The sequence below is a fragment of the Candidatus Pelagibacter sp. genome, assembly GCF_052049975.1.
Lineage (GTDB): Bacteria > Pseudomonadota > Alphaproteobacteria > Pelagibacterales > Pelagibacteraceae > Pelagibacter.
The window spans coordinates 92,433-118,012 of record NZ_JBNGYZ010000002.1 but is presented as its reverse complement, the minus strand read 5'-3'; the positions used below and the strand labels follow the sequence as shown (position 1 = coordinate 118,012).

Annotated in this window: 38 protein-coding genes; 5 read left to right on the top strand and 33 right to left on the bottom strand. The window is 29.4% G+C overall.

Annotation, left to right across the window (positions count from 1 at the left end; translation table 11 throughout):
* Positions 1 to 3: 3 nt before the first annotated feature.
* Genes plsY through ACTT9U_RS04315 form a run of 3 tightly spaced genes read left to right on the top strand, consistent with a single transcriptional unit; the run spans position 4 to position 3,654 of the window.
* Positions 4 to 582, top strand: coding sequence for a glycerol-3-phosphate 1-O-acyltransferase PlsY (plsY, locus tag ACTT9U_RS04325; protein WP_440931956.1), 579 nt, complete (start codon positions 4 to 6; stop codon positions 580 to 582).
* Between the two features lie 37 nt (positions 583 to 619).
* Complete coding sequence (topA, locus tag ACTT9U_RS04320; RefSeq protein ID WP_440931955.1) at positions 620 to 3,196, top strand: type I DNA topoisomerase; 2,577 nt, start codon at positions 620 to 622, stop codon at positions 3,194 to 3,196.
* Positions 3,193 to 3,654, top strand: a complete 462-nt coding sequence (locus tag ACTT9U_RS04315) for a RidA family protein (RefSeq protein ID WP_440931954.1) — start codon at positions 3,193 to 3,195, stop codon at positions 3,652 to 3,654. Before topA ends, ACTT9U_RS04315 begins: the two co-directional genes overlap by 4 nt.
* On the opposite strand, the gene ACTT9U_RS04310 is transcribed toward ACTT9U_RS04315, so the two are convergent.
* Both ACTT9U_RS04310 and ACTT9U_RS04305 read right to left on the bottom strand, forming a co-directional pair.
* Positions 3,651 to 4,949, bottom strand: coding sequence for a UDP-glucose dehydrogenase family protein (locus ACTT9U_RS04310; RefSeq protein ID WP_440931953.1), 1,299 nt, complete (start codon positions 4,947 to 4,949; stop codon positions 3,651 to 3,653). The genes ACTT9U_RS04315 and ACTT9U_RS04310 overlap by 4 nt on opposite strands.
* Complete coding sequence (locus ACTT9U_RS04305) at positions 4,946 to 5,761, bottom strand: sugar phosphate nucleotidyltransferase (protein WP_440931952.1); 816 nt, start codon at positions 5,759 to 5,761, stop codon at positions 4,946 to 4,948. The genes ACTT9U_RS04310 and ACTT9U_RS04305 overlap by 4 nt, the downstream gene beginning before the upstream one ends.
* Before the next feature lie 34 nt (positions 5,762 to 5,795).
* Here ACTT9U_RS04305 and panC point away from each other — a divergent pair, with 34 nt between their 5' ends.
* A complete protein-coding gene (gene panC, locus ACTT9U_RS04300) occupies positions 5,796 to 6,608 on the top strand; it encodes a pantoate--beta-alanine ligase (RefSeq protein ID WP_440931951.1) in 813 nt (270 codons plus the stop codon).
* Between the two features lie 2 nt (positions 6,609 to 6,610).
* Here panC and mgtE read toward each other — a convergent pair whose 3' ends face one another.
* Positions 6,611 to 7,984 carry a magnesium transporter gene (gene mgtE, locus ACTT9U_RS04295; RefSeq protein ID WP_440931950.1) on the bottom strand — a complete coding sequence of 458 codons (1,374 nt, stop codon included), beginning with the start codon at positions 7,982 to 7,984 and terminating at the stop codon, positions 6,611 to 6,613.
* Between the two features lie 61 nt (positions 7,985 to 8,045).
* Here mgtE and lipB point away from each other — a divergent pair, with 61 nt between their 5' ends.
* Positions 8,046 to 8,675: a lipoyl(octanoyl) transferase LipB gene (lipB, locus tag ACTT9U_RS04290; RefSeq protein ID WP_440931949.1), complete on the top strand. Its 630-nt coding sequence runs from the start codon at positions 8,046 to 8,048 to the stop codon at positions 8,673 to 8,675.
* Here lipB and ACTT9U_RS04285 read toward each other — a convergent pair.
* Genes ACTT9U_RS04285 through rpsL form a run of 30 tightly spaced genes read right to left on the bottom strand, consistent with a single transcriptional unit; the run spans position 8,644 to position 25,542 of the window.
* Positions 8,644 to 9,561, bottom strand: a complete 918-nt coding sequence (locus tag ACTT9U_RS04285; protein ID WP_440931948.1) for an RluA family pseudouridine synthase — start codon at positions 9,559 to 9,561, stop codon at positions 8,644 to 8,646. The genes lipB and ACTT9U_RS04285 overlap by 32 nt on opposite strands.
* A gap of 21 nt (positions 9,562 to 9,582) precedes the next feature.
* Positions 9,583 to 10,026: a 50S ribosomal protein L17 gene (gene rplQ / locus ACTT9U_RS04280; RefSeq protein ID WP_440931947.1), complete on the bottom strand. Its 444-nt coding sequence runs from the start codon at positions 10,024 to 10,026 to the stop codon at positions 9,583 to 9,585.
* Positions 10,027 to 10,028: 2 nt separating this feature from the next.
* Complete coding sequence (locus ACTT9U_RS04275; protein ID WP_440931946.1) at positions 10,029 to 11,057, bottom strand: DNA-directed RNA polymerase subunit alpha; 1,029 nt, start codon at positions 11,055 to 11,057, stop codon at positions 10,029 to 10,031.
* 2 nt (positions 11,058 to 11,059) lie between these two features.
* A complete protein-coding gene (gene rpsK / locus ACTT9U_RS04270) occupies positions 11,060 to 11,509 on the bottom strand; it encodes a 30S ribosomal protein S11 (RefSeq protein WP_440931945.1) in 450 nt (149 codons plus the stop codon).
* A gap of 2 nt (positions 11,510 to 11,511) precedes the next feature.
* A complete protein-coding gene (rpsM, locus tag ACTT9U_RS04265) occupies positions 11,512 to 11,895 on the bottom strand; it encodes a 30S ribosomal protein S13 (protein WP_440931944.1) in 384 nt (127 codons plus the stop codon).
* Positions 11,896 to 11,949: 54 nt separating this feature from the next.
* Positions 11,950 to 12,591: an adenylate kinase gene (locus ACTT9U_RS04260; RefSeq protein ID WP_440931943.1), complete on the bottom strand. Its 642-nt coding sequence runs from the start codon at positions 12,589 to 12,591 to the stop codon at positions 11,950 to 11,952.
* Positions 12,592 to 12,600: 9 nt separating this feature from the next.
* A complete protein-coding gene (gene secY / locus ACTT9U_RS04255) occupies positions 12,601 to 13,884 on the bottom strand; it encodes a preprotein translocase subunit SecY (RefSeq protein WP_440931942.1) in 1,284 nt (427 codons plus the stop codon).
* Positions 13,885 to 13,894: 10 nt separating this feature from the next.
* Positions 13,895 to 14,347, bottom strand: coding sequence for a 50S ribosomal protein L15 (gene rplO / locus ACTT9U_RS04250; RefSeq protein WP_440931941.1), 453 nt, complete (start codon positions 14,345 to 14,347; stop codon positions 13,895 to 13,897).
* The gene (gene rpsE / locus ACTT9U_RS04245; protein WP_014953343.1) at positions 14,347 to 14,862 is read right to left on the bottom strand and encodes a 30S ribosomal protein S5; all 516 of its coding nucleotides are present in this window, start codon (positions 14,860 to 14,862) and stop codon (positions 14,347 to 14,349) included. Before rpsE ends, rplO begins: the two co-directional genes overlap by 1 nt.
* Before the next feature lie 2 nt (positions 14,863 to 14,864).
* Positions 14,865 to 15,221 (bottom strand): 50S ribosomal protein L18, encoded by a 357-nt coding sequence (gene rplR, locus ACTT9U_RS04240; protein WP_440931940.1) that lies wholly within the window; start codon positions 15,219 to 15,221, stop codon positions 14,865 to 14,867.
* Positions 15,221 to 15,760, bottom strand: a complete 540-nt coding sequence (rplF, locus tag ACTT9U_RS04235) for a 50S ribosomal protein L6 (protein ID WP_440931939.1) — start codon at positions 15,758 to 15,760, stop codon at positions 15,221 to 15,223. The genes rplR and rplF overlap by 1 nt, the downstream gene beginning before the upstream one ends.
* Positions 15,760 to 16,155, bottom strand: coding sequence for a 30S ribosomal protein S8 (rpsH, locus tag ACTT9U_RS04230; protein ID WP_440931938.1), 396 nt, complete (start codon positions 16,153 to 16,155; stop codon positions 15,760 to 15,762). The genes rplF and rpsH overlap by 1 nt, the downstream gene beginning before the upstream one ends.
* A gap of 10 nt (positions 16,156 to 16,165) precedes the next feature.
* Positions 16,166 to 16,471, bottom strand: coding sequence for a 30S ribosomal protein S14 (rpsN, locus tag ACTT9U_RS04225; RefSeq protein WP_440909620.1), 306 nt, complete (start codon positions 16,469 to 16,471; stop codon positions 16,166 to 16,168).
* A 1-nt stretch (position 16,472) separates the two neighbouring features.
* On the bottom strand, positions 16,473 to 17,027 hold the full coding sequence (rplE, locus tag ACTT9U_RS04220; RefSeq protein ID WP_440931937.1) for a 50S ribosomal protein L5: 555 nt from the start codon (positions 17,025 to 17,027) through the stop codon (positions 16,473 to 16,475).
* A 2-nt stretch (positions 17,028 to 17,029) separates the two neighbouring features.
* On the bottom strand, positions 17,030 to 17,278 hold the full coding sequence (gene rplX, locus ACTT9U_RS04215; RefSeq protein ID WP_440931936.1) for a 50S ribosomal protein L24: 249 nt from the start codon (positions 17,276 to 17,278) through the stop codon (positions 17,030 to 17,032).
* Positions 17,279 to 17,647, bottom strand: a complete 369-nt coding sequence (rplN, locus tag ACTT9U_RS04210; RefSeq protein ID WP_440931935.1) for a 50S ribosomal protein L14 — start codon at positions 17,645 to 17,647, stop codon at positions 17,279 to 17,281.
* Positions 17,647 to 17,883: a 30S ribosomal protein S17 gene (rpsQ, locus tag ACTT9U_RS04205; RefSeq protein ID WP_440931934.1), complete on the bottom strand. Its 237-nt coding sequence runs from the start codon at positions 17,881 to 17,883 to the stop codon at positions 17,647 to 17,649. The genes rplN and rpsQ overlap by 1 nt, the downstream gene beginning before the upstream one ends.
* Positions 17,876 to 18,067, bottom strand: coding sequence for a 50S ribosomal protein L29 (gene rpmC / locus ACTT9U_RS04200; protein ID WP_440931933.1), 192 nt, complete (start codon positions 18,065 to 18,067; stop codon positions 17,876 to 17,878). Before rpmC ends, rpsQ begins: the two co-directional genes overlap by 8 nt.
* Positions 18,068 to 18,478, bottom strand: a complete 411-nt coding sequence (gene rplP / locus ACTT9U_RS04195; protein ID WP_440931932.1) for a 50S ribosomal protein L16 — start codon at positions 18,476 to 18,478, stop codon at positions 18,068 to 18,070.
* Positions 18,478 to 19,158 carry a 30S ribosomal protein S3 gene (gene rpsC, locus ACTT9U_RS04190; RefSeq protein WP_440931931.1) on the bottom strand — a complete coding sequence of 227 codons (681 nt, stop codon included), beginning with the start codon at positions 19,156 to 19,158 and terminating at the stop codon, positions 18,478 to 18,480. Before rpsC ends, rplP begins: the two co-directional genes overlap by 1 nt.
* Positions 19,142 to 19,540: a 50S ribosomal protein L22 gene (gene rplV / locus ACTT9U_RS04185; protein WP_440931930.1), complete on the bottom strand. Its 399-nt coding sequence runs from the start codon at positions 19,538 to 19,540 to the stop codon at positions 19,142 to 19,144. Before rplV ends, rpsC begins: the two co-directional genes overlap by 17 nt.
* 2 nt (positions 19,541 to 19,542) lie before the next feature.
* On the bottom strand, positions 19,543 to 19,836 hold the full coding sequence (rpsS, locus tag ACTT9U_RS04180; protein ID WP_440909628.1) for a 30S ribosomal protein S19: 294 nt from the start codon (positions 19,834 to 19,836) through the stop codon (positions 19,543 to 19,545).
* A 6-nt stretch (positions 19,837 to 19,842) separates the two neighbouring features.
* Positions 19,843 to 20,676: a 50S ribosomal protein L2 gene (rplB, locus tag ACTT9U_RS04175; protein WP_440931929.1), complete on the bottom strand. Its 834-nt coding sequence runs from the start codon at positions 20,674 to 20,676 to the stop codon at positions 19,843 to 19,845.
* A gap of 1 nt (position 20,677) precedes the next feature.
* Entirely contained in the window at positions 20,678 to 20,971 is a 294-nt protein-coding gene (rplW, locus tag ACTT9U_RS04170) for a 50S ribosomal protein L23 (RefSeq protein ID WP_440931928.1), read from the bottom strand.
* The gene (gene rplD, locus ACTT9U_RS04165) at positions 20,971 to 21,594 is read right to left on the bottom strand and encodes a 50S ribosomal protein L4 (protein ID WP_440930001.1); all 624 of its coding nucleotides are present in this window, start codon (positions 21,592 to 21,594) and stop codon (positions 20,971 to 20,973) included. Before rplD ends, rplW begins: the two co-directional genes overlap by 1 nt.
* Positions 21,594 to 22,304, bottom strand: a complete 711-nt coding sequence (rplC, locus tag ACTT9U_RS04160) for a 50S ribosomal protein L3 (RefSeq protein WP_440931927.1) — start codon at positions 22,302 to 22,304, stop codon at positions 21,594 to 21,596. Before rplC ends, rplD begins: the two co-directional genes overlap by 1 nt.
* Positions 22,304 to 22,612 (bottom strand): 30S ribosomal protein S10, encoded by a 309-nt coding sequence (gene rpsJ, locus ACTT9U_RS04155; RefSeq protein WP_440931926.1) that lies wholly within the window; start codon positions 22,610 to 22,612, stop codon positions 22,304 to 22,306. Before rpsJ ends, rplC begins: the two co-directional genes overlap by 1 nt.
* 1 nt (position 22,613) lies before the next feature.
* Positions 22,614 to 24,692 carry an elongation factor G gene (fusA, locus tag ACTT9U_RS04150; protein ID WP_440931925.1) on the bottom strand — a complete coding sequence of 693 codons (2,079 nt, stop codon included), beginning with the start codon at positions 24,690 to 24,692 and terminating at the stop codon, positions 22,614 to 22,616.
* A gap of 4 nt (positions 24,693 to 24,696) precedes the next feature.
* Positions 24,697 to 25,167 (bottom strand): 30S ribosomal protein S7, encoded by a 471-nt coding sequence (gene rpsG / locus ACTT9U_RS04145; protein ID WP_014953362.1) that lies wholly within the window; start codon positions 25,165 to 25,167, stop codon positions 24,697 to 24,699.
* 3 nt (positions 25,168 to 25,170) lie between these two features.
* The gene (gene rpsL / locus ACTT9U_RS04140) at positions 25,171 to 25,542 is read right to left on the bottom strand and encodes a 30S ribosomal protein S12 (RefSeq protein WP_440931924.1); all 372 of its coding nucleotides are present in this window, start codon (positions 25,540 to 25,542) and stop codon (positions 25,171 to 25,173) included.
* Positions 25,543 to 25,580: the final 38 nt, after the last annotated feature.

The window sequence follows — 25,580 nt, the reverse complement described above, 5'->3', positions numbered from 1 at the left end:
GAGATGGATTATCTTATAATTGGAGTTTTATCTTATCTTTTAGGATCAATACCTTTTGGATATATATTTACTAAATTTTTTTTAAAAAAGGATATTAGAGATGTTGGCTCAGGAAATATTGGAGCAACCAATGCTTTGAGATCTGGTAATAAATTAATTGGATACCTAACTTTGGTATTTGATATAGGAAAGGCTGTAATTCCAGTTTTATTTGTAAAAATAAATTATCCAGATTTAATTTTTCTTTCATCATTATGTGCTTTTTTAGGTCATGTTTTTCCTTTGTGGCTTAAGTTTACAGGTGGAAAAGGTGTGGCAACTTATTTAGGTATTTTATTTGTAATAGATATATCTTATGGAATTATATTTATAACAATATGGTTGTTTATTTATTTTTTATCAAAATATTCTTCATTATCATCTATTTTAGCAACTTTATCTATTCCAATATTTTTACTAATTAGTAAGAATTTTTCTGAAGTATCTTTTTTTGTAATTATGTTTGTTTTAATTTTTTTTACTCACAGGGAAAATATAAAACGCCTTAAAAACAAAGAAGAAAAAGAGACAAAAATTTATTAAATTGACTAAAAAAACCTTTTATGTAGTTTGTTAGATTATGAATCTAGTTATTGTAGAAAGCCCAGCAAAAGCTAAGACTATAAATAAATATTTAGGTGATAATTACACTGTTTTAGCTAGTTATGGTCATATAAGAGATCTTCCATCAAAAAATGGATCTGTAGACCCAGAACAAAATTTTAAAATGGAATGGGAAGTTGATAGCTTTTCAAAAAAATACTTAAAAGAAATTACAGATGTTGCAAAAGAGTCCTCAAAAATAATTCTTGCAACTGACCCTGACCGTGAAGGAGAAGCTATAGCTTGGCATGTAAAAGAATATTTAAATGATAAGAAATTATTAAAAGATAAAGAAATCGAGAGAGTTGTATTCAATGAAATTACAAAAAAAGCTGTGATACATGGAATTGAGAATCCAAGGCAAATAGAACCATTACTTGTTGATGCATATATGGCTAGAAGAGCTTTAGATTATTTAGTTGGATTCAATATATCACCTATTCTATGGACAAAATTACCAGGCTCTAAATCTGCTGGACGTGTACAATCTGTTGCACTTAAACTAATAACTGAAAGAGAACATGAAATTGAGTCATTCAATCCTGAAGAATTTTGGACACTAAGTATTAAATTTAATGATAATAACAACAATACAATTACATCTAGTATTTCTCAATTAGATGGAGAAAAAATTGAAAAATTTTCTTTTAGAAACAAAGATGAAATCAATAAAGCTATAGAAAATTTAAAAAATAAAAAATTTTCAATTACTGACATTTCGAGCAAGGTAGTAAGTAGAAATCCTTCTGGACCTTTTACAACATCAACATTACAACAAACAGCCTCAAGCAGACTTGGTTTTGGAGCTTCAAGAACAATGCAAATTGCTCAAAAGTTATATCAAGGAATTGAGATCGAAGGTGATACAGTAGGCTTGATTACTTATATGAGAACAGATGGAACAAATTTATCTGTTGATGCAGTTAAATCATTTAGAGATTATATAAAAAGTGATCTAGGTAAAGAATATTTGCCAGATAATCCATTAAACTACTCAGGTAAAAAAGCAAAAAATGCCCAAGAAGCACATGAAGCTATAAGACCAACTGAAATTAATAGAACACCTTCTTCAATTAAAAAGTATTTAAGCACTGACCAAGCAAAATTGTATGATTTGATTTGGAGTAGAGCTTTATCGTCTCAAATGGAGTCGGCTAAATTTGATAGAAATACAATAACAATAAATTCTGACGACGGTAAAACAATCTGTAAATCGAGTGGATCGGTGCTCAAATTTGATGGCTTTTTAAAAATATATTCTTCTCAATCAAAAGATGATGATGAAGATATATTGCCTCAAATGTCAAAGGGACTGATTAATATCGAGGCGTTAATCGATGAACAGCATTACACACAACCACCACCTAGATATTCAGAGGCTAGTTTGGTTAAAAAATTAGAAGAGTTAGGCATAGGTAGGCCATCAACGTATGCAAGTATAATTTCAACTATTGCAAATAGAGGTTATGCAGAAATAACAAATAAAAGATTTTTTCCAACAGATAGAGGAAAATTAATCTCTGCTTTTTTAGAAAAATTGTTTTCTAAATATGTTGATTATAATTTTACTGCAGGATTAGAAGATCAATTGGATGAAATAACCTCAGGCAAAGAAAGCTGGATTAAAGTTTTAGAAATGTTTTGGAAAGACTTTAATAATAATGTGTCTGAAGTTAAAGAAAAAAGAACAAGAGAAGTTTTAGATTTACTTAATGATAGTTTAGGTGAATTAATTTTCGAAAAAAATAATGAAGGAAAAATCGATAGAAATTGTAAATTGTGTAATGAAGGAACTCTTAGTTTAAAAAATAGCTTTAGAGGTGGTGCTTTTATCGGTTGTTCAAATTATCCAGATTGTAAATATACACGACCATTATCAAAAGCAAAAGCTGCTGCTCAAGCTCAACTTGCTGAACCTAAGTTTATAGGAAAGCATGATAACGGTAATGATATATATCTTAAGAATGGAAGATTTGGTCCCTACTTACAGTATGTAATCAATCCTGAAGATATAGAAGAAAAAACTTCAAAAAAAAGAAAAACAAAAAAAAAGAAAGATGAAAACGAAAATTTAAAAAATGTTTCAATACCCAAAGGTATTGATTTAAAAGATGTAGATTTAGATAAAGCAAAATTTTTATGTTCATTACCAAAAAATTTAGGAGTAAATCCAGAAAATCAAAAGGACATTTTATTAAATACAGGTCGTTACGGTCCTTATTTAAAATGTGATAATAAATCTGCAAGGATTGAAAATATAGATGAAATTTTTTCAATTGGATTAAATAGAGCAATAACATTAATTGCTGAAGCTAAACCTGGAAGAATGTCTTCATCTACAATTAAAGATTTAGGTGAGCATCCAGAGGATAAAAAACCTGTAAGAATAATGAAAGGTCAGTATGGCCCTTACATAAAATATAAATCATTAAATGCAACTATTCCTGAGGAAAAAGATCCTGCTGAATTAACAATGGAAGAGGCATTAATATTAATTGAGAAACGAAAAGAATACGATAAAAATAAGAAATCAAAAAAAAGGAAATCAAAATGAGTTACGAAGAAAACATAAAAAAATTAAATTTAAAATTACCAAATGCAGCAGATCCAGTTGGCTCATATATAGCTGCAAAAATAGTAAACAAATTACTTTACATATCAGGACAAATATCAATATCAAATAATGGTGAGTTAATTAAAGGCAAACTAGGGTCTGATTTGAATGTGGATGATGGTTATAAGGCTGCTGAAAGATGTGCTTTAAGCATTATCGCACAAGCTAAAAAAGCTTGTAATGATGATTTATCTAAAATCAAATCTTGTGTAAAACTCACCGGATTTGTTAATTCAACAAATGACTTTACTGATCAACCTAAGGTTATTAACGGGGCTTCTGATTTAATTGCTAAAGTTTTTGGTGAAGCAGGAATGCATACAAGAGCAGCCGTTAGCACAAATAGCTTACCTTTAGGTGTCGCTGTTGAGGTTGATGCAATATTTGAGATAAATTAACGTCCAATACCAAAATATCTAACACCTTGTTTCCTCATTTTATTAGGTGAGTAGATATTTCTCATATCATAGACTGTTAATTTTTTTCTATTTAATAACAATTTAAAGTTAATTGATTTGAAATCGTTCCATTCTGTATGAACAATTGTTAAGTCTGATTCTCTGATTGCGGACTTAAAGTCTTTTTCAAATTTAACATTCTTAACTTTTTTAAATTCTTTTTTTTCTCCTGTTGGATCATAATAACTTATCAATGCACCTTTTTTTGACAAGGCTGGTATCATAGAAAGACTAGAAGAATCTCTCATATCGTCTGTATTAGCTTTAAAAGTGACACCTAAAAATAAAATTTTTTTATTTTTAATTTTTTTTTGTAAAATTTTATTTACACGATTAAGTAATAAAATTGACCTTTTTTCATTAGATTTGATAACAGATTTAATTACAGATAAATTTGTTTTAAATTTATCAGCAGTTGATGTTATTGCTTTAGTATCTTTAGGAAAACACGAGCCTCCGTATGCTGGACCTGCTCTTAAAAATCGCCCACCAATTCTTTTATCTAAGCCTATTCCTATCGACACATCTTCTACATTTATACCAGTTTGTTCACAAAGATTAGCAATTTCGTTTATAAAGGTAATTTTTGTAGCCAAAAAAGCATTAGCTGCATACTTAATTAATTCTGCTGCTCTACGAGATGTGTGAACATAACTTGCACCTTTTGAAATTAGAGGTGAATATAGATTTTTCATAATTTGATTAGATTTTTTTTCATGGGTTCCGACTACAATTCTATCGGGGTATGTAAAATCTCTGATAGCCTCTCCTTCTCTTAAAAATTCTGGATTTGAAACAACTGAAAATTTATTTTTTGAAACTTTCTTAGATATTATTTTTTCTATTTCATCACCTGTAGTAACTGGCACAGTTGATTTAGTAATGATTATTTTAAATTTATTTATCGAGGAAGCAATTTCTTTGGCAGCATTATATATTTGAGTTAAGTCTGCACTACTACCACCTTTTTTTGTTGGTGTACCAACGCAAATAAATATTACATCAGATTTTTTAATTGATTCTTTTAAATTATTTGAAAATGTAAGTCTTTTATTTTTATAATTTTTAATTACAAGTTCTTCCAATCCTGGTTCATAAATAGGAATTATCCCTTTTTTTAAATCTTCTATTTTTTTTAAGTCTTTATCTACACAGATAACATCATTTCCTAAATCAGAAAAACACACGCCACTTACTAACCCAACGTAGCCAGTTCCTATCATACAAAGTTTCATATTTTAGATATTTCTAAAGTTGAATTGATATAACCTTGTAACGTCCCACAATCAAGATACTTTCCTTTAAAATTATGAGCTACAAATAAATTATTTTTTTTTATTAAGTTTTGAATAGCATCTGTAATATGAATTTCTCCTCCTTTGCCAGGTTTTAAATTTTTAATTTCACTAAAAATTTTTTTTGGGAGAATATATCTGCCTATTACGGCTTTATTAGAGGGTGCGTCCTTAATTTTGGGTTTTTCTATTACATCTTCAATTTTATAATTATTTTTAGAAAGTTTTTTTGATAATTTATAAATACCCCATCTTGATACAGTTTTTTTATTAACAGTCATACTTGCCATTACTGAAGATTTATGTTTTTTGTGGACATTTACCATTTCTTTTGAACAATTATTTTTAATAATTAAATCATCAGGTAGTAACATCAAAAAATGGTTTGATTTGATATATTTTTTTGTTTTCATAACAGCATCACCTGTTCCAAGGGGTTTATTTTGACAAACAAATTTTATCATTTTTTTATATTTTAAGATTTTCTTATATTCTTTTAAAACCCTTGTATCTTTTTTTTTTTTCAAAATTTTTTTATAAAAAGAGTCATTGTAAAAATAATCTTTAATCATTTTTTTTTTGTCAGAGATAATAAAAATTATCTCTTTGATACCTGCTTCAAAACATTCATCTAATATATATTCAAGGCCAGGTTTTCCATTAATTGGCAAAAGTTCTTTGGCAAAAACACTTGTTAATGGAAGAAGTCTGGTTCCTAATCCTGCTAGTGGAATAATTGCTTGTTTAATCATTTAAATGTTTTACTTATAAAATATTTTATTAAAAATGAAAGTTATATTAAATAATATCCAATTAAAGAAAATCATTAAACTAAATCAAAATATTGGGTTTGTTCCTACAATGGGAAGTCTCCATAAAGGTCATAAATCGCTGATTAAAGAAAGTAAAAAAAAATCAAAAAAAACCTTGGTGAGTATTTTTGTAAATCCAAAACAATTTAATGATAAAAAAGACTTCATAAATTACCCTAGGAATATTAATCAAGATAAATCTATATTAAGAAATCTTAAAGTAGATTTTCTGTATTTACCTTCTGCAAAAGAAATCTTTCCTAAATCAAGCAAATTTATAAAAAAGATTAATAAAAAAGATAAAATTTTATGCGCAAAATTTCGAAAAGGTCATTTTGAAGGAGTTTTAAATGTTATGGATAGATTAACATATCTAATTAATCCAACGAATATTTATATGGGAGAAAAAGATTATCAGCAATTTTATATTGTAAAAAAATATTTGGAAAAAAAATACAAAACAAATGTTATCTTATGTAAAACGATAAGAGATAAAAGAGGTTTTGCATTATCAAGTAGAAATAAATTACTTAAAAAATCTGAAATTATAAAGGCACAAAAAATTACTAAAAATTTAATAAAAATTAAATCAAATATAAAAAAAAATTTAAATGTTAAAAATGAACTTGAAAATAGAAAAAAAGAATTAGAAGAAAAATTTAGTATTAAAATTCAATATTTAGAATTAAGAAATAAGAATAGTTTAAATTTATCTATAAAAAAACAAAATTCTAAGTTATTTGTTGCATACTATTTAAATCATGTCAGGCTTATTGATAACTTTTAATCTTACAAAAAATAAGCACCTACACCCAAGAATGAAACAAAACCAATTACGTCAGTTATTGTAGTAACAAAAACACTAGACGCTATAGCAGGATCTATATTCATACGTTTTAAAGTGACTGGTATCAATATACCAAATAATCCAGCTATAATCATAGTCAAGACCATAGATATGGAAATTATAAGAGATAATTGATTGTCCTGAAACCAAAATTGAACAATTAACGAACTGATTATTGCAAAAATTATTCCATTCAAAACCCCAATATTAAATTCTTTTAAAATATTTTGAGTAAAATTATTTTTTGTGAGGTCATTTGTTGCTAATGATCTGACAGTGACAGCAAGTGTTTGCATACCTGCATTACCACCCATAGAAGCAACTATGGGCATTAAAAAAGCTAAAACTACCATTTGCTCAATTGTTGCTCCAAATAGACTGATGCACCATGTAGCCAAAAAAGCAGTAAATAAATTTAACAACAGCCAATTAAACCTTCTTTTGGTTTTAGTTATTACTCCATCTGTTATTTCCTCATCACCAACACCAGCTAATCTTAGTGCGTCTTCCTCAGCTTCTTCCTTTAAAACTGTAAGTACGTCATCTGAAGTTATCATTCCAACAAGTTTGTCTGTTTTATCAACTACACAAGCAGAATTTAAACTGTAATTTTCAAATAAATTACCAACTTCTTCTCTATCCATATCAACAGGAATTAAAAAAGGAGAGTCTATCATTATAGATGCCATTTTAGTATCTCTTGGTGTTCTAAGAACTTTTGAAGACGGAACTGTACCAATTGGTTTAAAATTTTCGTCAACAATAAATATTTCTAAAAACTCTTCTGGTAAATCTTTATTTTCTCTTAAATAATCAATAGTTTGTCCAACAGACCAATTACTAGGTATTGCTGTAAATTCTCTTTGCATAATTCTTGCGGCACTATCTTCTGGATAACTTAAGCCTTCTAACAGAGCAAATCGATCTTTTGGTGGTAAAGCTGATAAAATTGTATTTTTATCTTTTTCATCAACATTTTCTAAAACCATTATCGCGTCATCAGAATCAAGATTTTTTAAGATACTCACAATAGAGTCGGAAGATAAATATTTGATAATTTCAGATTGAACTGACTCATTTAATTCAATGAAAACTTCTGGGTCGATTTTAAAATTATTTAGTTTAATAAGACTTTCACGGTCATTAAGACTTAGATGTTCAATAATATCAGCAGCATCTGCTGGATGCATTTCTTTAAATGAATTTGTGATAAACAACGCATCGTTATTGACAATTTTATCTGTAACAACTTTTATATATTCTTTGTTGAACTCAAAATTGACTTTTTTATCTTTAATTTTTTTATTCAAAGTCATATCCTAAAACACTTTATTGCTGAGCACTTGTAATATAATTTAAAGATATTACAATTTATTAATGAATATAGAGATCAAAAAGTCAGTAAAACCAATAGAATATAGTATTGCAATATCAGAATTAGAAGACAGGCTAAATAAAGTAAAAGATAATCAATCAAAAGAATTGATTTGGATACTTCAGCATCATTCTGTCTATACTGCTGGAACAAGTGCAAATAATTCTGAAATAATAAATAAAGATATTGATGTAACATATACCAATAGAGGTGGAAAAATCACTTACCATGGTCCAGGTCAATTAATGTTTTATTTTGTTATAGATCTAAAAAAAAGAAAAAAAGATATAAGAAAACTTATTACTGCAATTGAAAATACAATTATTACAACCTTAAAAGAATATGAAATTAATGTTTTTGCTGACAAAGAAAATATAGGAATTTGGTATAAGCATAATAATGAAATTAAAAAGATCGCAGCAATTGGCGTTAGGGTAAGCAAATGGGTTGCTTACCATGGTTTTTCTTTGAATATAAATTGTAATTTAGAAAAATATAAAAATATTATTCCATGTGGTATCTATGATAAAGGTGTGACTAATTTGATTGAAATAAAAGATATATCTTATGATGATATAGAAGAAAAACTAATAAACAATTTTATTTTAAATTTGGAAAATTTAAACGCTTAACCTTAAGTAACTCACTAAAGTAATTTGGCAAAGATGCTCTATAAGTATATTTTTGATCATTAATCATAAATTTAATTTGATATGCATGTAACATTAAATTTTTATTTTTAGATTGTTTAAATAATTTATTTGAGTATTTGCTGTCTCCATAAATTGAATTTCCAATTGCATATAATTGTTTTCTTAATTGATGTTTTCGACCTGTAATAGGTTTAAGTTCAACAAGAGAACAAATTGAATTTTTATCAAGAACTTTAAATGATGTTTTTGCTTCTTCTATAATTTTTTTTCCATTATCAAATCTAACTAGTTTATCATTCCATTGACCTGAGTTTGTTTCTATTTCTCCATGACATATTGCAAGATAGGTTTTGTGCACTTTTCTCAATCTAAATAAAGATGTAAATAATTGAGCTGTTTCTCTATTTTTAGCTATTATAAAAACACCAGAGGTTTCTTTATCTAATCTATGAACTGAAAATGGTTTTGTATCTTGAAAAATTTCACTTTTATAAAAAATATCTATTAAGTTTTTTTTGGACTTTGTTCCTCCCTGAACTGATATGCCTGCACTTTTATTTAATACTACAAAATTTTCATTGTTATCGATTATTAAATTTTCATTTTCTTTTATTATTTTATTTGATGGACTAAATTTGATTTTTTTTTCTAAAATTTGCTCTTTAAATTCAAAATTATATAGATCAACTCTATCATTTAAATTCACTTTTAGAGAACTTTTGACCTTTTTATTATTTACTTTGATCTTTCCACTTCTTAAAGATTTTTCAATAAGTGATTGAGGGATTTTGCCAATTTTAAATCTCAAGTATCTATCTATACGCATACCTGAGCACGCCTTATCAACGTTTATAGATTTGATCATTAATTAGAATATAACTACAAACTAGCTGGTTGCTAATTTTTTTTCTTCAGTTTTTGCTTGATCTTTTGATGTGTCTTTCTTTTTTTTATCAACTCTTTTAGCCTCAACATCTCTATCGACAAATTCAATTATTGCCATAGGTGCATTATCTCCATATCTAAAACCTGCTTTTATAATTCTAGTATATCCACCGCTTCTTTTCTCATATCTTTTTGACAAAGTTTTCTTAACTTTGTTTGCAGATTTAATATCCTGAAGTTGAGAGACCAACATTTTTGTATTATGAAGAGTATCTTTTTTTCCAAGTGTGATTATTTTATCAGCTTGTGGCTTCAAAAATTTTGCTTTTGGTAATGTAGTTTTAATCTGTTCGTACTTTATTAAAGAATTTAACATATTCTTTAGCAAAGCTTTTCTATGCTCTGATGTTCTATTTAATTTTTTATTTGCTAATCCGTGTCTCATTATTAAATGGCTTCTTCAAGTTTCTTTGACATCTCTGCAATATTGTCTGGTGGCCAGTTTGGTATTTCCATACCTAAATATAGAGACATGCCAGTAAGTACTTCTTTAATCTCATTTAAAGATTTTCTTCCAAAATTTGGTGTTCTCAACATTTCACCTTCAGATTTTTGAACTAGATCACCTATATAAATAATATTATCATTTTTAAGACAATTCATAGATCTAACTGAAAGCTCTAATTCATCAACTTTTCTTAATAAATTCTTATTGAATTCTGGTTCAGTTGAAACTTCTTTTACAGGAGCTTCTACAGGTTCATCAAAATTAATAAACATTTTTAATTGATCTTGAAATATTCTTGCTGAATAAGCTACAGCATCTTCAGCTGAAATTGATCCATTTGTCTCTACTTGCATTGTCAGCTTATCATAATCAAGAGCTTTACCTTCTCTTGCTGTGCTAACTGAATAAGAAACTTTTTTAACAGGACTATATAATGAATCAATTGCAATTAATCCTAAAGGTGGTTCCTCTGGTTTATTTAAGTCTGCTGGAACATAACCTTTTCCAGTATTCACATTCATTTCCATATGAAAATTTGTATTTTCATCTAAGTTACAGATTACTAAATCTGGGTTTAGTATTTCTACGTCTGCTACAGGTGTAATATCTGAAGCTTTAATTTCTCCTGGTCCTTTAGCATCTAAAACTAATTTCTTTGTACCCTCAGATGCAGATTTTAATGCAAGTGATTTAACGTTTAATACAATATCAGTAACATCTTCTCTTACACCTTTAATTGATGTAAACTCATGTAGAACCCCATCAATTTGAATTGAAGTAACTGCTGCACCTCTAATAGAAGATAAAAGAATTCTTCTTAAAGAGTTTCCTAAAGTTAAACCATAACCTTTTTCTAATGGCTCAGCTACGATAGTTGCTTGAGTAAGATCATCACTCATCTTAACGTCTAATTTGGTAGGTTTAATTAAAGATTTCCAATTTTTTACATTAACATTTTCTGTTTCCATTATTAAACTCTCCTTTTCTTCGGTGGTCTTGTTCCATTGTGTGGCATTGGTGTTGTATCTTTTATTGATAAAATTTTAAATCCTCTAGCCTGTAAAGCTCTTAATGCTGTTTCTCTACCTGAACCTGGTCCTTTTACTTCAACAGATAAAGTTTTCATTCCATACTCCAATGCTTTTGATGCAGCAGTATCAGCAGCAATTTGAGCAGCATATGGTGTTGATTTTCTTGAACCCTTAAACCCTTTTGAGCCTGCTGATGACCACGAGATAACATTTCCATTGGTATCAGCTATTGAAACTATCGTATTGTTAAATGTTGATTGAACATACGCAATACCACTCTGGATATTTTTTTTAGATTTTTTCTTTTTTGAGTAAGAGCTTTTGCTTGATTTCTTAGAAGACTTTTCAACTTTTTGATCTTTATTTTCAGTTTTTTCTGTTTTTGCCATTATTATTTTTTAGTTGGTGTTAATTTTTTTCCAGCAATCGCTATTGCTTTTCCTTTTCTTGTTCTGGCATTACATCGAGTTCTTTGACCTCTCACTGGAAGTTTCTTTCTATGTCTTGAGCCTCTATAGCAAGCCAGATCAATCAGTCTTTTTATGCTTAATGAATAGTCTCTTCTTAAATCACCTTCTACTTTAAAATTTTGATCTATATATTCTCTAATTTTTAAAATTTCATCATCTGTTAACTCATTTACACGTTTTTCTCTTGGGATTTCTAATGATGAACATATTTGTTTTGAGAATTTGTCACCGATCCCATAAATGTAAGTTAGCCCAATGTGGACAAGTTTATTTTGGGGGATGTTAATACCTGCAATACGTGCCATAAATCTGTGATAAATTGAAGCCTTTATATAAGAAGATCTTGTAAAGTCAACTTCTTATCTTTTTATAATACCCTCAATTTTACCTGTAATTTCCTCTATTTTTAACGATCCATCAACTTCATCAATGTGAGATTCTTTAGACATAAAATCTAAAACTGGTTTTGTGGTTTCCATGTATTTGTCGTACCTGTTTAATAGAGTTTCTAAATTATCGTCCTTTCTTTTTACTAAATACTTGCCATTACATTGAAGATCTTTGATTTTATCTTTATCAAAATATTCGTTTAAAGTAGTATTGCATTTTTCACATGTAAGTCTTCCAATAATTCTTTTCTCTATTATTTCTCGAGAAACTTGCAATGAAATAATATAGTCAATTTGACGATCAAATTCGCTTAAAATATTTTTAAGATTTTTTGCTTGGGATATTGTTCTTGGATAACCATCAAAAATTATTGATTGGTTTTCTTTGAGATCTGAAATTGACGATTTTAATAACCTATTAACAATTTCATCAGAGACAAAATCACCTTTAGATATCAAAGTTTCTATCTCAATTCCAAGATCAGTCTTTTTTTTAGCTTCATTTCGTAAAAGATCACCTGTTGAAATTTGAACGTAATCATGGTGATCAACTAGTCTTTGAGCTTGTGTTCCTTTACCTGCTCCAGGAGGACCAAATAAAATTATATTCACTTTTAGCCTTTATCTATTACCAAATTTTGTTTTTTTAATTAATTGTTCATATTGAGAGCTCATCAATCTAGTCTGTATTTGAGTGACAGTATCAATGGCAACAACAACAACAATTAAAACAGAAGTACCACCTAAATAAAATGGAATTGGATAGTTCGCAATTAAAAATTCAGGCATTAAACAAACTAGAGTTAGGTATAATGCACCTATTGTAGTTAATTTTGTCAAAATATTTTCAATATAAATAGCTGTGCTTTCACCAGGTCTAATACCAGGAACAAATCCACCATATTTTCTCAAATTTTCAGCAGTCTCAACTGGATTGAATGTAATAGACGTGTAAAAAAAAGTAAAAAAGATTATTCCTGATGCATACAATAACATGTAAAGAGGTTGACCTTGAGTAAAGTATGAACTTATGTTTAGAAAAGTTTCATTTTCTGAAAAGTTAAAATTTGAAAAAGTGACTGGGAGTAGTAATAAAGCAGACGCAAAGATCGCAGGTATAACTCCAGCTTGATTAATTTTTAGAGGTAAATGAGAAGACTCACCTCCATACAATTTATTTCCCATTTGTCTTTTTGGATAATTAATTAATATTTTTCTTAATGCTCGTTCCATAAAAACTATAAAAAGGATAGTTACAATTAACAAAACAAAAATTGCTAAAATCATAAATGTTGAGACTGCACCTGTTCTACCCAATTCAAAAGTTGTGACTAAAGCTCTAGGTATTTCTGCAACTATCCCGGCAAATATTATTAGAGATATTCCATTTCCAATACCTCTTTGAGTAATTTGTTCTCCTAACCACATTAAAAAAATTGTTCCAGCAACTATTGTTGTAACAGTTGAAATCTTAAAAAATAAACCAGGGTTTATTACTAAATTAGCAGACGATTCTAAACCAACAGCTAAGCCATAGCCTTGAACAGTAGCTAGTAAAACTGTTCCATAACGAGTAATTTGTGTTATTTTAGCTCTTCCTATTTCTCCTTGAGCTTTTAAGTTTTTAAAATAATCAGAAACACCTGTCAAAAGTTGAACAATAATTGATGATGAAATGTAAGGCATAATACCTAATGCAAATATTGCCATTCTACTTACAGCTCCCCCTGCAAACACATTAAACATACCAAGTAAACCTTTTTGATTACCATCCATCATTATCTTAAGCTGTTCAGGGTCAATACCCGGTAATGGTACAAAAGTTCCAAAACGATAGACTGTTAAAATAAATATAGTAAATAGGATTCTATTTTTTAAATCAGTTGTTGAAGATGTTGAGCTCATCAATTACTATTTATTTCTTTAATTGAATTGAACCACCAATTTTTTCTAATTTAGACAAAGCTGATTTTGAAGCTAGATCGGCTTCAATATTTATTTTGTCTTTTATTTCACCTGTGCCTAAAATTTTTAACTTGGTTGAGTTTTTATTAATTAATTTTAATTTTTTTAATAAATCAGAATTTAAAATATCAGAAGTTTTAATGCTCTTTTTATCAATATAAGATTGTATTTTTTCTAAATTTAAAATTGCAATTTCTTCTTTTGAAATTGAGTTAAATCCTCTTTTGGGAAGCCTTCTATATAAAGGCATTTGACCACCTTCGAAACTTTTGATTGCAACACCTGATCTTGATTTTTGACCTTTGACACCTCTACCAGATGTTTTGCCTTTACCAGATCCTATGCCTCTTCCAACTCTAATTTTAGATTTGTTTATTTTAACCTTAGTATTTAATGTAGTCATTATCCTCTTTTTTCAATTATTTCTGAAATTTTTTTATTTCTGATTGCAGAAATTTGTTTTGGTGAATTTTGCTTCATTAAAGCTTTCATGGTTGCTCTAATTACATTATGCGCATTAGAAGTACCCATAGATTTCGCAACAATATCTTTAACTCCTAAAACTTCACAAACAGCTCTGACTGGACCTCCAGCTATTATTCCTGTACCTTTTGAAGCAGCTCTTAAAACAATTCTCCCTGAGCCGTCTTTTGCTTTTACATCATGATGAATTGTTCTTCCTTCTCTTAAAGGTATCTGAATAAGTTTTCTTCTTGCCATCTCATTTGCTTTTTTTATTGCATCAGGAACTTGTTTTGCTTTAGCGTGAGCAATACCAATTCTTCCTGCTTGATTACCTACAACAACTAAAGCTGAAAAACCAAATCTACGACCACCTTTTACAACTTTTGTGATCCTGTTAATGTGTACGAGTTTTTCTAAAATATCGTCAGTCTTTTTGTCTTTATTATTTTCCATGATTAAAATTCCATCCCATTTTTACGTAAAGTTTCAGCAAATACTTTCACTCTTCCATGATATTTATAAATACCTCTGTCGAAGAAAATTTTTGTAATTTTTTTCTCCTGAGCTTTTTTTGCTAATTTTTCAGCAACAATTTCTGATAATTTAGACTTATTCACTTTCTCTGAAGATTTAATATCTTTTTCACCAGATGAAGCAGATAGCAAAGTAATATTTTTTGAATCATCAATTATTTGTGCTGATATATTTTTTGCAGATCTAAAAATACTTAATCTATATCTATCTTTTGAAGCAACTTTTTTAACTTTATTACTAACTCTAAATTTTTTTCTAGTGTTTGTATTTATTTTCATTACTTTTTCTTTCCTTCTTTTTTCAACACATATTGACCTTTTTCTCTAATACCTTTTCCTTTATAGGGCTCAATTTTTCTTAAAGTTTTAATTTTTGAAGCAACTAAACCTACTTGTTGTTTATCTGATCCAGTAATTTTTAAAGTAGTCTGTTTTTCTACTGCAATTTTAATTCCCTCTGGTATATCAAAATTGATATCATGACTATAACCTAATTGTAGATTTAATTGGTTGCCTTTTAAGGCTGCACGATATCCAACCCCTACTAATTCTAAAGTTTTCTCATAACCAGTGCTTGAACCAATTACAGCATTATTAATCAAGCTTCTGTTCATGCCCCATAACCTTTTTGTATTCTGGTCAATTTTTTTTGGTTTTATAGAAATTTCTTTTCCTTCTTTAATATCTAAATTAAATATATCTAAATCAATTCCAATTGATTTTTTTCCAAGAGGACCTTCAATATTCAAATTATTTCCAGCTAATGCTACTTTTACTTTTTCTGGAATAGCTATATTTATTTTACCAATTTTAGACATTAAAATACCTTACAAATTATTTCTCCACCAACTCTTTGTTTTCTTGCATCTAGATCAGTCATTACGCCCTTTGGTGTAGAGACAATTGCAATTCCTAATCCATTGTTAATTTTTGGTAAACCTTCAGCGCTAGAAAAAATTCTTCTACCAGGTTTTGAAACTCTTTCAAAAGTACTTATAACTGGATTGCCTGAGTGATATTTTAATTCTAAAGATAATACAGCTTTATTATTTTCATTGTTTACTCTGAAATCTTTAATAAAACCCTCATTTTTTAAAATATCAGCAATTTTTGTTTTAAAATTAGAAGAAGGTAATTCTACTTTTTTATGATTTCTAGCTTGAGCATTTTTTACTCTAGCTATCATATCTCCAATTGGGTCACTTAAACTCATATATTCCTTTCTACCAACTCGACTTTACTAATCCTGGTATTTTACCTTGTAGTCCTAACTGTCTCAAAGCAATCCTGGATATTTTTAATTTTCTATATACACCATGTGGTCTACCTGTAATTTGACATCTGTTCATCACTCTAATTTTGGCAGAGTTACGCGGTAATTTTGACAGTTTCTGTTGTGCTTTAAATCTTTCTTCAAAAGGTAATTTTTTATCCATTACTATTTTTTTTAATTTTTCTCTTTTTTTATAAAACTTATCAGAGAGCTTAATTCTCTTGTTGTTTTTATTTATTGAGCTCAATTTCGCCATATTAATTGTCTCCTTTTTTAATAAATGGAAAATTCATTTTTTCTAAAAGAGCAAAGCTATGCTCTGAACTCTGTGAAGATATAGCTATTGTAATATCTAAACCTCTTACTTTGTCAGCTCTATCAAAACTTACCTCTGGAAAAATTATATGTTCTTTTATACCAAATGTGTAATTTCCAAATTTATCAAAGCCTTTTGCTGACAAGCCTCTAAAATCTTTAATTCTTGGAAGCGCAATATTTACTAATCTGTCTATAAACTCATACATTTTATTTTTTCTTAAAGTTACTTTCAAACCTGCATTTGAACCTTTTCTTGTTTTAAAATTTGCAACAGATTTCTTAAATTTTGTAATTACAGGTTTTTGGCCAGTTATCTTTGCCATATCTTCTTCACAAGATTTTAAAATTTTACTATCACTTCCATCAAGGCCTAAGCCCATGTTCAAAACAACTTTTTCTATTTTCGGTCCCATGTATATATTTTTAAGACCAAATTGATCTTTAAGAGCAGGTTGGATTTCTTTTAAATAAACTTCTTTTAATCTTGGAATCATAACTATTTCTTAGCCTCTTTTTTTGTGGCTTTTGTTTTATCATCTGCAAGTTTTAAATTAGAAATATGTATAAAACTCTCTTTTGATACAATGCCACCTTTTTTTTCCTTTGTCGTTTTAACGTGTTTTTTAACCATATTAATGTCTTTAACCTTGGCTCTGTTAAGTGATCTGTCAATTTCTATGACTTCACCCTCTTTTTTTTTATCTTTACCAGTAAGAACAACTACTTTTAAACCTTTTTTAATCATTTATAAAACCTCTGGAGCCAATGAAATAATTTTCATCTGACCTCTTGCTCTTAATTCTCTTGTCACTGGACCAAATATTCTTGTTCCAACTGGTTCACCTTTGTCATCTACTAATACTGCAGCGTTATTGTCAAATCTCACTTTAGAACCATCATCTCTATGAATGCCCTTTTTAACTCTAACAACCACTGCTTTGTGGACTGAACCTTTCTTAACTTTTCCTTTAGGAATTGCTTCTTTAACAGCAATAACAATAGTGTCACCAATACTTGCGTATCTTCTCTTTGATCCACCTAATACCTTGATACACTCTATTTTCTTTGCACCAGTATTATCAGCAACTTGTAATTCTGTTTGAACCTGTATCATTATTTACTATTCTCCATAACTTGAAACTTTTTATTTTTTGAAAAAGGTTTGCTTTCAATGATTGAAACTTTATCTCCATTTTTGAATTTATTGTTTTCATCATGAGCATTGTATTTTTTTCTAACTTTAACAACTTTTTTTAGAACAGGGTGAGAATATTTTCTTTCAACCATAACAGTTACTGTTTTATTTGGTTTATCGCTGACAACTATTCCAGTTAATATTTTTTTAGGCATTTGATTTTCCTTTTAAAATTGTTTTTAATCTAGCAATTGTTTTTTTAGTTTCTCCAATTTTTGATGGATTAGTTACTTGAGAATTCATTTTTTGAAACCTAAAATTGAACAAATCTTTTTTATATTTATCAATATTCTTAATTATTTCATCTTTAGACATTTTTTTAATTTCTGTTCTTTTCATCTAGGCAAACCTTTTTATTGTTTTGGTTTTAATTGGTAATTTTGCAGACGCTTTATACAAAGCCTCTTTTGCAATTTGCTCAGAAACACCATCTACTTCAAATAAAATTCTTCCAGGTTTAACACGACATGCATAGTACTCTGGTGAACCTTTTCCTTTACCCATTCTGACTTCAATAGGCTTTTTTGAAACTGGTATATTTGGAAATACTCTTGTCCAAACTCTTCCTTGTCTTTTCATGTGTCTAGTCAATGCTACTCTTGCAGCTTCAATTTGTTTTCCAGTAATCCTTTCAGGTGACAATGCCTTTAGAGCAAATGATCCATAGTTAATAAAGTTTGCTCTTGTTGCGTTCCCATGAATTCTGCCTTTATGAGCTTTTCTCCATTTTGTTCTAACTGGTTGTAACATTACTTAGTTGCCTCTTTCGGGGTTTCCTTATTTGTTTCTTGGCTAAATTCTTTTGCAAAAACTTCACCTTTATAAATCCAAACTTTTATTCCTATAATTCCATATGTTGTTAAAGCTTCAGCTTCAGCATAATCTATATCTGCTCTTAATGTATGAGATGGAATACTACCATCTCTCAACCATTCTGTTCTAGCTATTTCATTTCCACCTAATCTACCACTCACTGAAACTTTTATACCTTTAGCACCCAACCTTAAACAAGATTGCATTGCTCTTTTCATAGCTCTTCTGTATGAAATTCTTTTAACTAATTGTTGAGCAATATTTTCTGCAACTAAATATGCGTTAGTTTCTGGTTTTTTTACTTCTTTAATATTTAATGCAACTTCATTCGATGTTATTTTTGATAAGTTATTTTTTATTTTATCAATATCACTCCCTTTTTTTCCAATTACAAATCCAGGTCTTGATGTGTAAATTGTTACATAACATTTATTAGAAGTTCTCTCAATCATCACCTTGGAAACACCAGAGTTGATTACATTTTTTTTGATATATTCTCTAATTTTAAAGTCTTCAATTAAATAATTTCCAAAATCTTTTTTCTTAGCGTACCAGACTGAGTCCCAGCCTCTATTTACTCCAAGTCTAAAACCTACAGGATTAACCTTTTGACCCATGACTCTCCATTTGTTTAGCTTCTGTTAATATAATAGTAACACTAGAATAAGGTTTTAAAATTGGTGCTGCTCTTCCTTTCGCTCTAGGTCTAAATCTTTTCATAGTAATTTTTTTTCCACAATAAGCCTCTTTGACAATTAAATTATCAATATCGTATTGAAAATTATTTTCAGCATTTGCCACGGCAGAACTAATTGTTTTTCTAATATCTCTGGTAATTCTCTTTTCAGAAAATTCTAAATCTCTGATAGCCATGTCAACTTTTTTTCCAACAATACCTTTAAGTATCGGATTTAGCTTTCTTACACTTGATCTAACATTGTTATTAATAGATTTAACAAGTTTGTCAGCTTTATTTTGTGTTTTCTTTTTTTTACTCATTGTTATTTTTTAGCCTCTGCCGGTTTTGCTTTTTTATCTGCAGGTGTATGACCAAAGAAGGTTCTTGTTGGTGCAAACTCACCAAGTTTATGTCCAACCATATCTTCAGAAACAGTAATTGGGATAAATTTTTTACCATTATAAATTAGAAAACTAACTCCAACAAAATCAGGAATAATAGTTGATTTTCTTGACCAAGTTTTGATAGGGATTTTTTTTGGATCAGCCTTATACTTGTCAACCTTCTTCATGAGGCTTTCTTCAACAAATGGACCTTTCCAAACTGCTCTTGCCATATTATGTTAATCCTTTCTTTTCTTTCTTCTTCTAACAATAAATTTGTCTGTTCTTTTATTGTCTCTTGTTTTTAATCCTTTAGCTGATTGACCTGTTGGTGAAACTGGATGTCTTCCTCCAGCTGTCTTACCTTCACCACCTCCGTGTGGGTGATCAACTGGGTTTTTAACAACACCTCTTGTATGTGGTCTTCTACCCAACCATCTTGATCTTCCAGCTTTTCCAATTTTAATATTTTTCTGGTCAGGATTGCTTAAAATTCCAATCGTAGCTAGCGCTCTTGAGTCGATCTTTCTAACTTCACCAGATGCGAGTTTAATCAAACTATAATTACCATCTATACCACTAATAGTAACCGATGTTCCTGCTGATCTTGCTAATTTACCTCCTGCTCCTGGTTGGATCTCAACATTATGAATATTTATCCCAACTGGTATATCTTGAAGCGGCATACAATTTCCTATCTTAATTTCTTTTTTAGAACCGTTTTCAATGACATCACCAGCTTTAATTTTTTGAGGAGCTAAATAATAAGCATGAGTATTGTCTTCAAATTTTACTAGCATTATGTGACAAGATCTATTTGGATCGTATTCAATTCTCTCAACTGTTGCAGGCATATCAAATTTCTTTCTGTAAAAATCTATATGTCTGTACATTTTTTTATGTCCACCAGCTCTATTTATAGAAGTAATTCTTCCATTATTATTTCTACCCTTCATAGCATTTTTAGGTGAAACTAATGATTTAAAAGGTTTTCCTTTCCATAGGTCTGATCTATCAACTAAGATTGTTCCTCTTGTAGACTTTGTATATGGTTTAAATGTCTTTAATGCCATTTTATATACCTGTTGTTAGATCAATACTTTGACCTTTTTTAAGAGTTATTATTGCTTTTTTAAAACCAGAGACTTTTACTTTTCTTCCTCTAGTAAGTTTTGTTCTATTTTGTTTATTTATAATATTAATTTTTGTTACATTAACCTTAAATATTTTTTCAATATTTTTTTTTAAATTAATCTTGTTAGCACTTGAAGGTACTTTGAATACAATTTTATTATGTTCAGATAAATTTGTAGATTTTTCCGTAACAACTGGAGACAAAATTTTATCGTATAAATGTAATTTACTCACTAGCTATATCTCTTTTCTAATTCTTTTACAGAACTCTCTGTAAAAACAATTTTTTTAAATTTAACAACATCAAATGCACTAAAGTGGTTTACATCTGTTACTTTAATATTCGGAATATTTCTAACTGATCTTTCAATTTTATCTTTTGATGATTTATCTAAAATTATCAAAGAATTTGTGATGTCAAACTTTTTGACAATTTGACTCATTTCTTTAGTTTTTTTTATTTCAGAACTAAAATCATTAAAAATCATTAAATTTTTATCTTTATTTTTTTCACTCAACAAAGAGGCAATACTTAGTTTCTTCTCACTTTTATTGAGTTTTCTTTTTTTATAAGCTAATTCACCTTTTGGACCATGAGCAACACCACCACCAACAAATATTGGTGCTTTTCTAGATGCGTGTCTTGCATTACCTGTGCCTTTTTGAGCATAAATTTTTGATGTAGGTCCAGAAACTTCGTTTTGTTGTTTTGTTTTAGCGTGTCGTCCCTTGTAGTTTGCATTTGTTTTATATAATACAGCGCTCACTAATCTTTTGTTTATTTTTGCAGAGAAAACTTTATCTAAAACTTCAATTGAGTCTTTTTTGCCGTCTAAACTGTGTTTATCTATTTTCATTATTTTTTCTTTTTATCTGGTGTTTTTTTTGCTTCTTCTGCTGCAGCTATTTTTTCTGTAACTGTTAATTTATTAATATTTTTAACTGACTTTTTAACAAGAACTTCAGTATTTTTTGATCCAGGGATTGAGCCTTTTAAATAGAGCAGCTCATTTTCTAAATCAGTCTTTATTATTTCAATGTTTTGCATAGTTCTTAGCTTATCACCCATGTGACCAGCCATTTTTTTCCCTTTAAATACTTTACCTGGATCTTGCCTTTGTCCTGTCGAACCATGTGATCTATGTGAAATTGAAACACCGTGAGTGGCTCTCAATCCACCAAAATTATGTCTCTTCATTGCACCAGCAAAACCTTTACCAATAGTTTTTGATTTTGTGTCCACAAACTTAGTATCTTTGAAAATCTCTAAACCAAACTCATTTCCTTCTTTATAATCTTCTGTGTTTAAAACTCTATATTCTTTTAATTTTTTCTTAGCTTCTGTATTTTTCTTTGCAAAAAAACCTTTCATTGCTTTTGTTAATTTTGAGCTTTTAATTTTTCCGTAACCAAGTTGAATAGCTTTGTAGCCTCTTTTTTCTTCTTCAATTACTTGTATTACTCTAGCCTTTTCCATTTTTAAAACTGTTACAGGAACTAGTTGACCCGTTTTGTAAAACTCACGAGTCATTCCTATTTTTTTTCCAATTAAAGCTATTTCTGACATTAAATTTTTATCTCCACATCAACACCTGAAGCTAAATCTAATTTCATTAAAGCCTCAACAGTTTGTGGTGTTGGTTCAACTATATCTATTAATCTTTTATGAGTTCTTGACTCAAATTGTTCTCTACTTTTCTTGTCTATATGAGGTGATCTTAAAACTGTGTATCTTTCTATTCTTGTTGGTAATGGAATTGGTCCTTTTATTGTAGCACCAGTTCTTTTAACTGTGTTGACTATTTCTTCTGTAGAAGCATCCAAAATCTTATTGTCATATGCTCTAAGTTTAATTCTAATGTTTTGTTTTTCCATATTAGCCAGCTACCTTTTTTGTTACCTCATCTTGAACGTTTTGAGGTACTTTTGAATAATGATCAAAGAACATAGAGTATTGAGCTCTTCCTTGAGACATAGATCTTAAATTATTGATATAACCAAACATGTTAGCTAAAGGCACCATGGCAGTAATAACTGTTGCATTTCCTCTTTGTTCTTGAGTACTTATTTGACCTCTTCTACTATTTAAATCACCTATGACATCACCCATGTAATCTTCAGGTGTAACAACCTCTACTCTCATTATCGGTTCCAATAATTTTAATCCACCTTGAGTACAAGCTTCCTTGAAACAAGATCTGCTTGCTAATTCAAAAGCTAAAACGCTAGAGTCAACATCATGATGTAAGCCATCTAAAATTGTAACCTTATAATCAATCATAGGAAAGCCTGCTAAAATTCCTGTATCAGAGACTGTCTCAATACCTTTTTCAACACCTGGAATAAATTCTTTGGGAATTGCCCCGCCCTTAATTTTACTCTCAACCTCTCTACCTTTGCCTGGTTCTTGAGGCTCAACAAGTAATTTAACTTTCGCAAACTGACCAGCTCCACCACTTTGTTTTTTGTGGATATATTCAAATTCAGCTGAATTTTGTATTGTTTCTCTATAAGCTACCTGAGGAGCACCAACATTTGCCTCAACTTTAAATTCTCTTTTCATACGGTCAACAATTATATCCAAGTGTAATTCACCCATACCTTTTATAATTGTTTGTCCTGACTCTTCATCTGAAGTTACTCTAAATGAAGGATCTTCTTTAGCTAATCTTCCTAATGCTTCACCCATTTTTTCTTGGTCAGCTTTTGTTTTTGGCTCTACAGCAATTTCAATAACGGGATCAGGAAATTCCATTGGTTCAAGAAGAACTGGGTTTTCTTTGTCACATAATGTATGTCCTGTAATAGTGTGTTTTAAACCTGCCAAAGCAACTATATCTCCAGCGTTAGCTTCTTTAATATCTTCCCTTGAATTTGCATGCATTAAAAGCATCCTACCAACTCTTTCCTCTTTTTCTTTGGAAGAATTATAAACAGCTGTTCCAGTTTTGATTGTTCCTGAATAAATTCTAATAAAAGTTAATGAACCAACAAACGGATCATTAGCAACTTTAAAAGCTAACGCCGAAAATGGAACATTGTCTTCAAATTTCATTTCTACTTCTTCCTCAGAAGCTAATTTAGTCCCTTTTATCGAACCAATGTCCAAAGGACTAGGTAAATAATTAACTACAGCATCTAGCAATGGCTGAACACCTTTATTCTTAAAAGCTGATCCAGTTAAAACAGGTACAAAACTAAAGTTTAAAGTTCCTTTTCTAATACATTTAACCAAATCCTCTTCTTTAATTTCATCACCATTTAAATAGCTTTCCATTAACTTTTCATCTTGCTCTACAGCCATTTCAACTAATTCAGTTCTATATTTATTTGAAATTTCTTTTAAATCATCTGGAATATCTTTGTATTCCCATTCTGCTCCTAATGCTTCATTTTTCCAAACTTGAGCTTTCATCTTAACTAAATCAACAACTCCAGTTAAAGAAGATTCAATACCTATTGGTACTTGTAAAGCTAATGGTTTCGCACCTAATCTATCTTTTATCATTTCAACACATCTAAAGAAATCAGCGCCTGTTCGATCTAATTTGTTTACAAAACATATTCTAGGTACCTTGTATTTATCTGCTTGTCTCCAAACAGTCTCTGATTGTGGCTCAACACCAGCAACTCCATCAAAAACAGCTACTGCACCATCTAAAACTTTTAATGATCTCTCAACTTCAATTGTAAAATCAACGTGTCCTGGTGTGTCTATAATATTAATTCTGTGATCTTGCCAAAAACAAGTTGTTGCAGCTGAAGTAATTGTAATTCCTCTTTCTTGTTCTTGTTCCATCCAGTCCATTGTTGCAGCACCATCATGTACTTCACCGATTTTGTGACTTTTTCCCGTATAATATAAAACTCTCTCTGTAGTGGTTGTTTTACCAGCATCAATGTGAGCCATGATACCAATGTTTCTATATTTTTCTAATGTATGTGTTCTAGCCATTTAATTACCATCTAAAATGAGCAAAAGCTTTATTTGACTCAGCCATTTTATGCACATCCTCTCTTTTTTTAACCGCTGCACCTTTTTTTTCGTATGCATCAAATAATTCATTAAAAATTTTATCAGACATATGTTTGTCTTTTCTTTTTCTTGCAGAATCCACTAGCCATCTAATTGCTAAAGCTTGTGCTCTCTTGCTTTTAACTTCAACAGGCACTTGATAAGTTGCACCACCAACTCTTCTAGATCTCACTTCAACAGTTGGTTTGATATTATTAATAGCCTCATTAAAAACATTAATTGGCTCATCTTTTGATTTAGTTTTAATTTTATCAATTGCATCATAAACAATTTTAGCTGCCACACCTCTTTTACCATCATACATAATATTATTTATTAATTTTGGTATAACAGTTGAATTAAATTTTGGGTCCGGAACAATATTTTTTTTGGGTTGTGTTTTTTTTCTAGACATTTTTTATTTACCTTTTTTTGTTCCGTATAATGATCTTCTTTTTTTTCTATTAGCTACACCTTGAGTATCAAGGTTTCCTCTTAAAATATGATATCTAACTCCAGGTAAATCTTTAACTCTTCCACCTCTTATTAGTACTACAGAGTGTTCTTGTAAATTATGTCCTTCTCCAGGTATATAAGCAGTTACTTCAAAACCATTTGAAAGTCTTACCCTTGCAACTTTTCTTAAAGCAGAATTAGGTTTCTTTGGAGTAGTTGTGTAAACTTTCACGCAAACACCTCTCTTCAAAGGTTGCTTTTGTAACGCAGGAACTTTGTTCCTGTTTACTTGTTTAATTCTTTTTTTTCTTAACAATTGGTTAATTGTTGGCATAATATTTATATATAAATTTATTTTTGATGAAATAACTG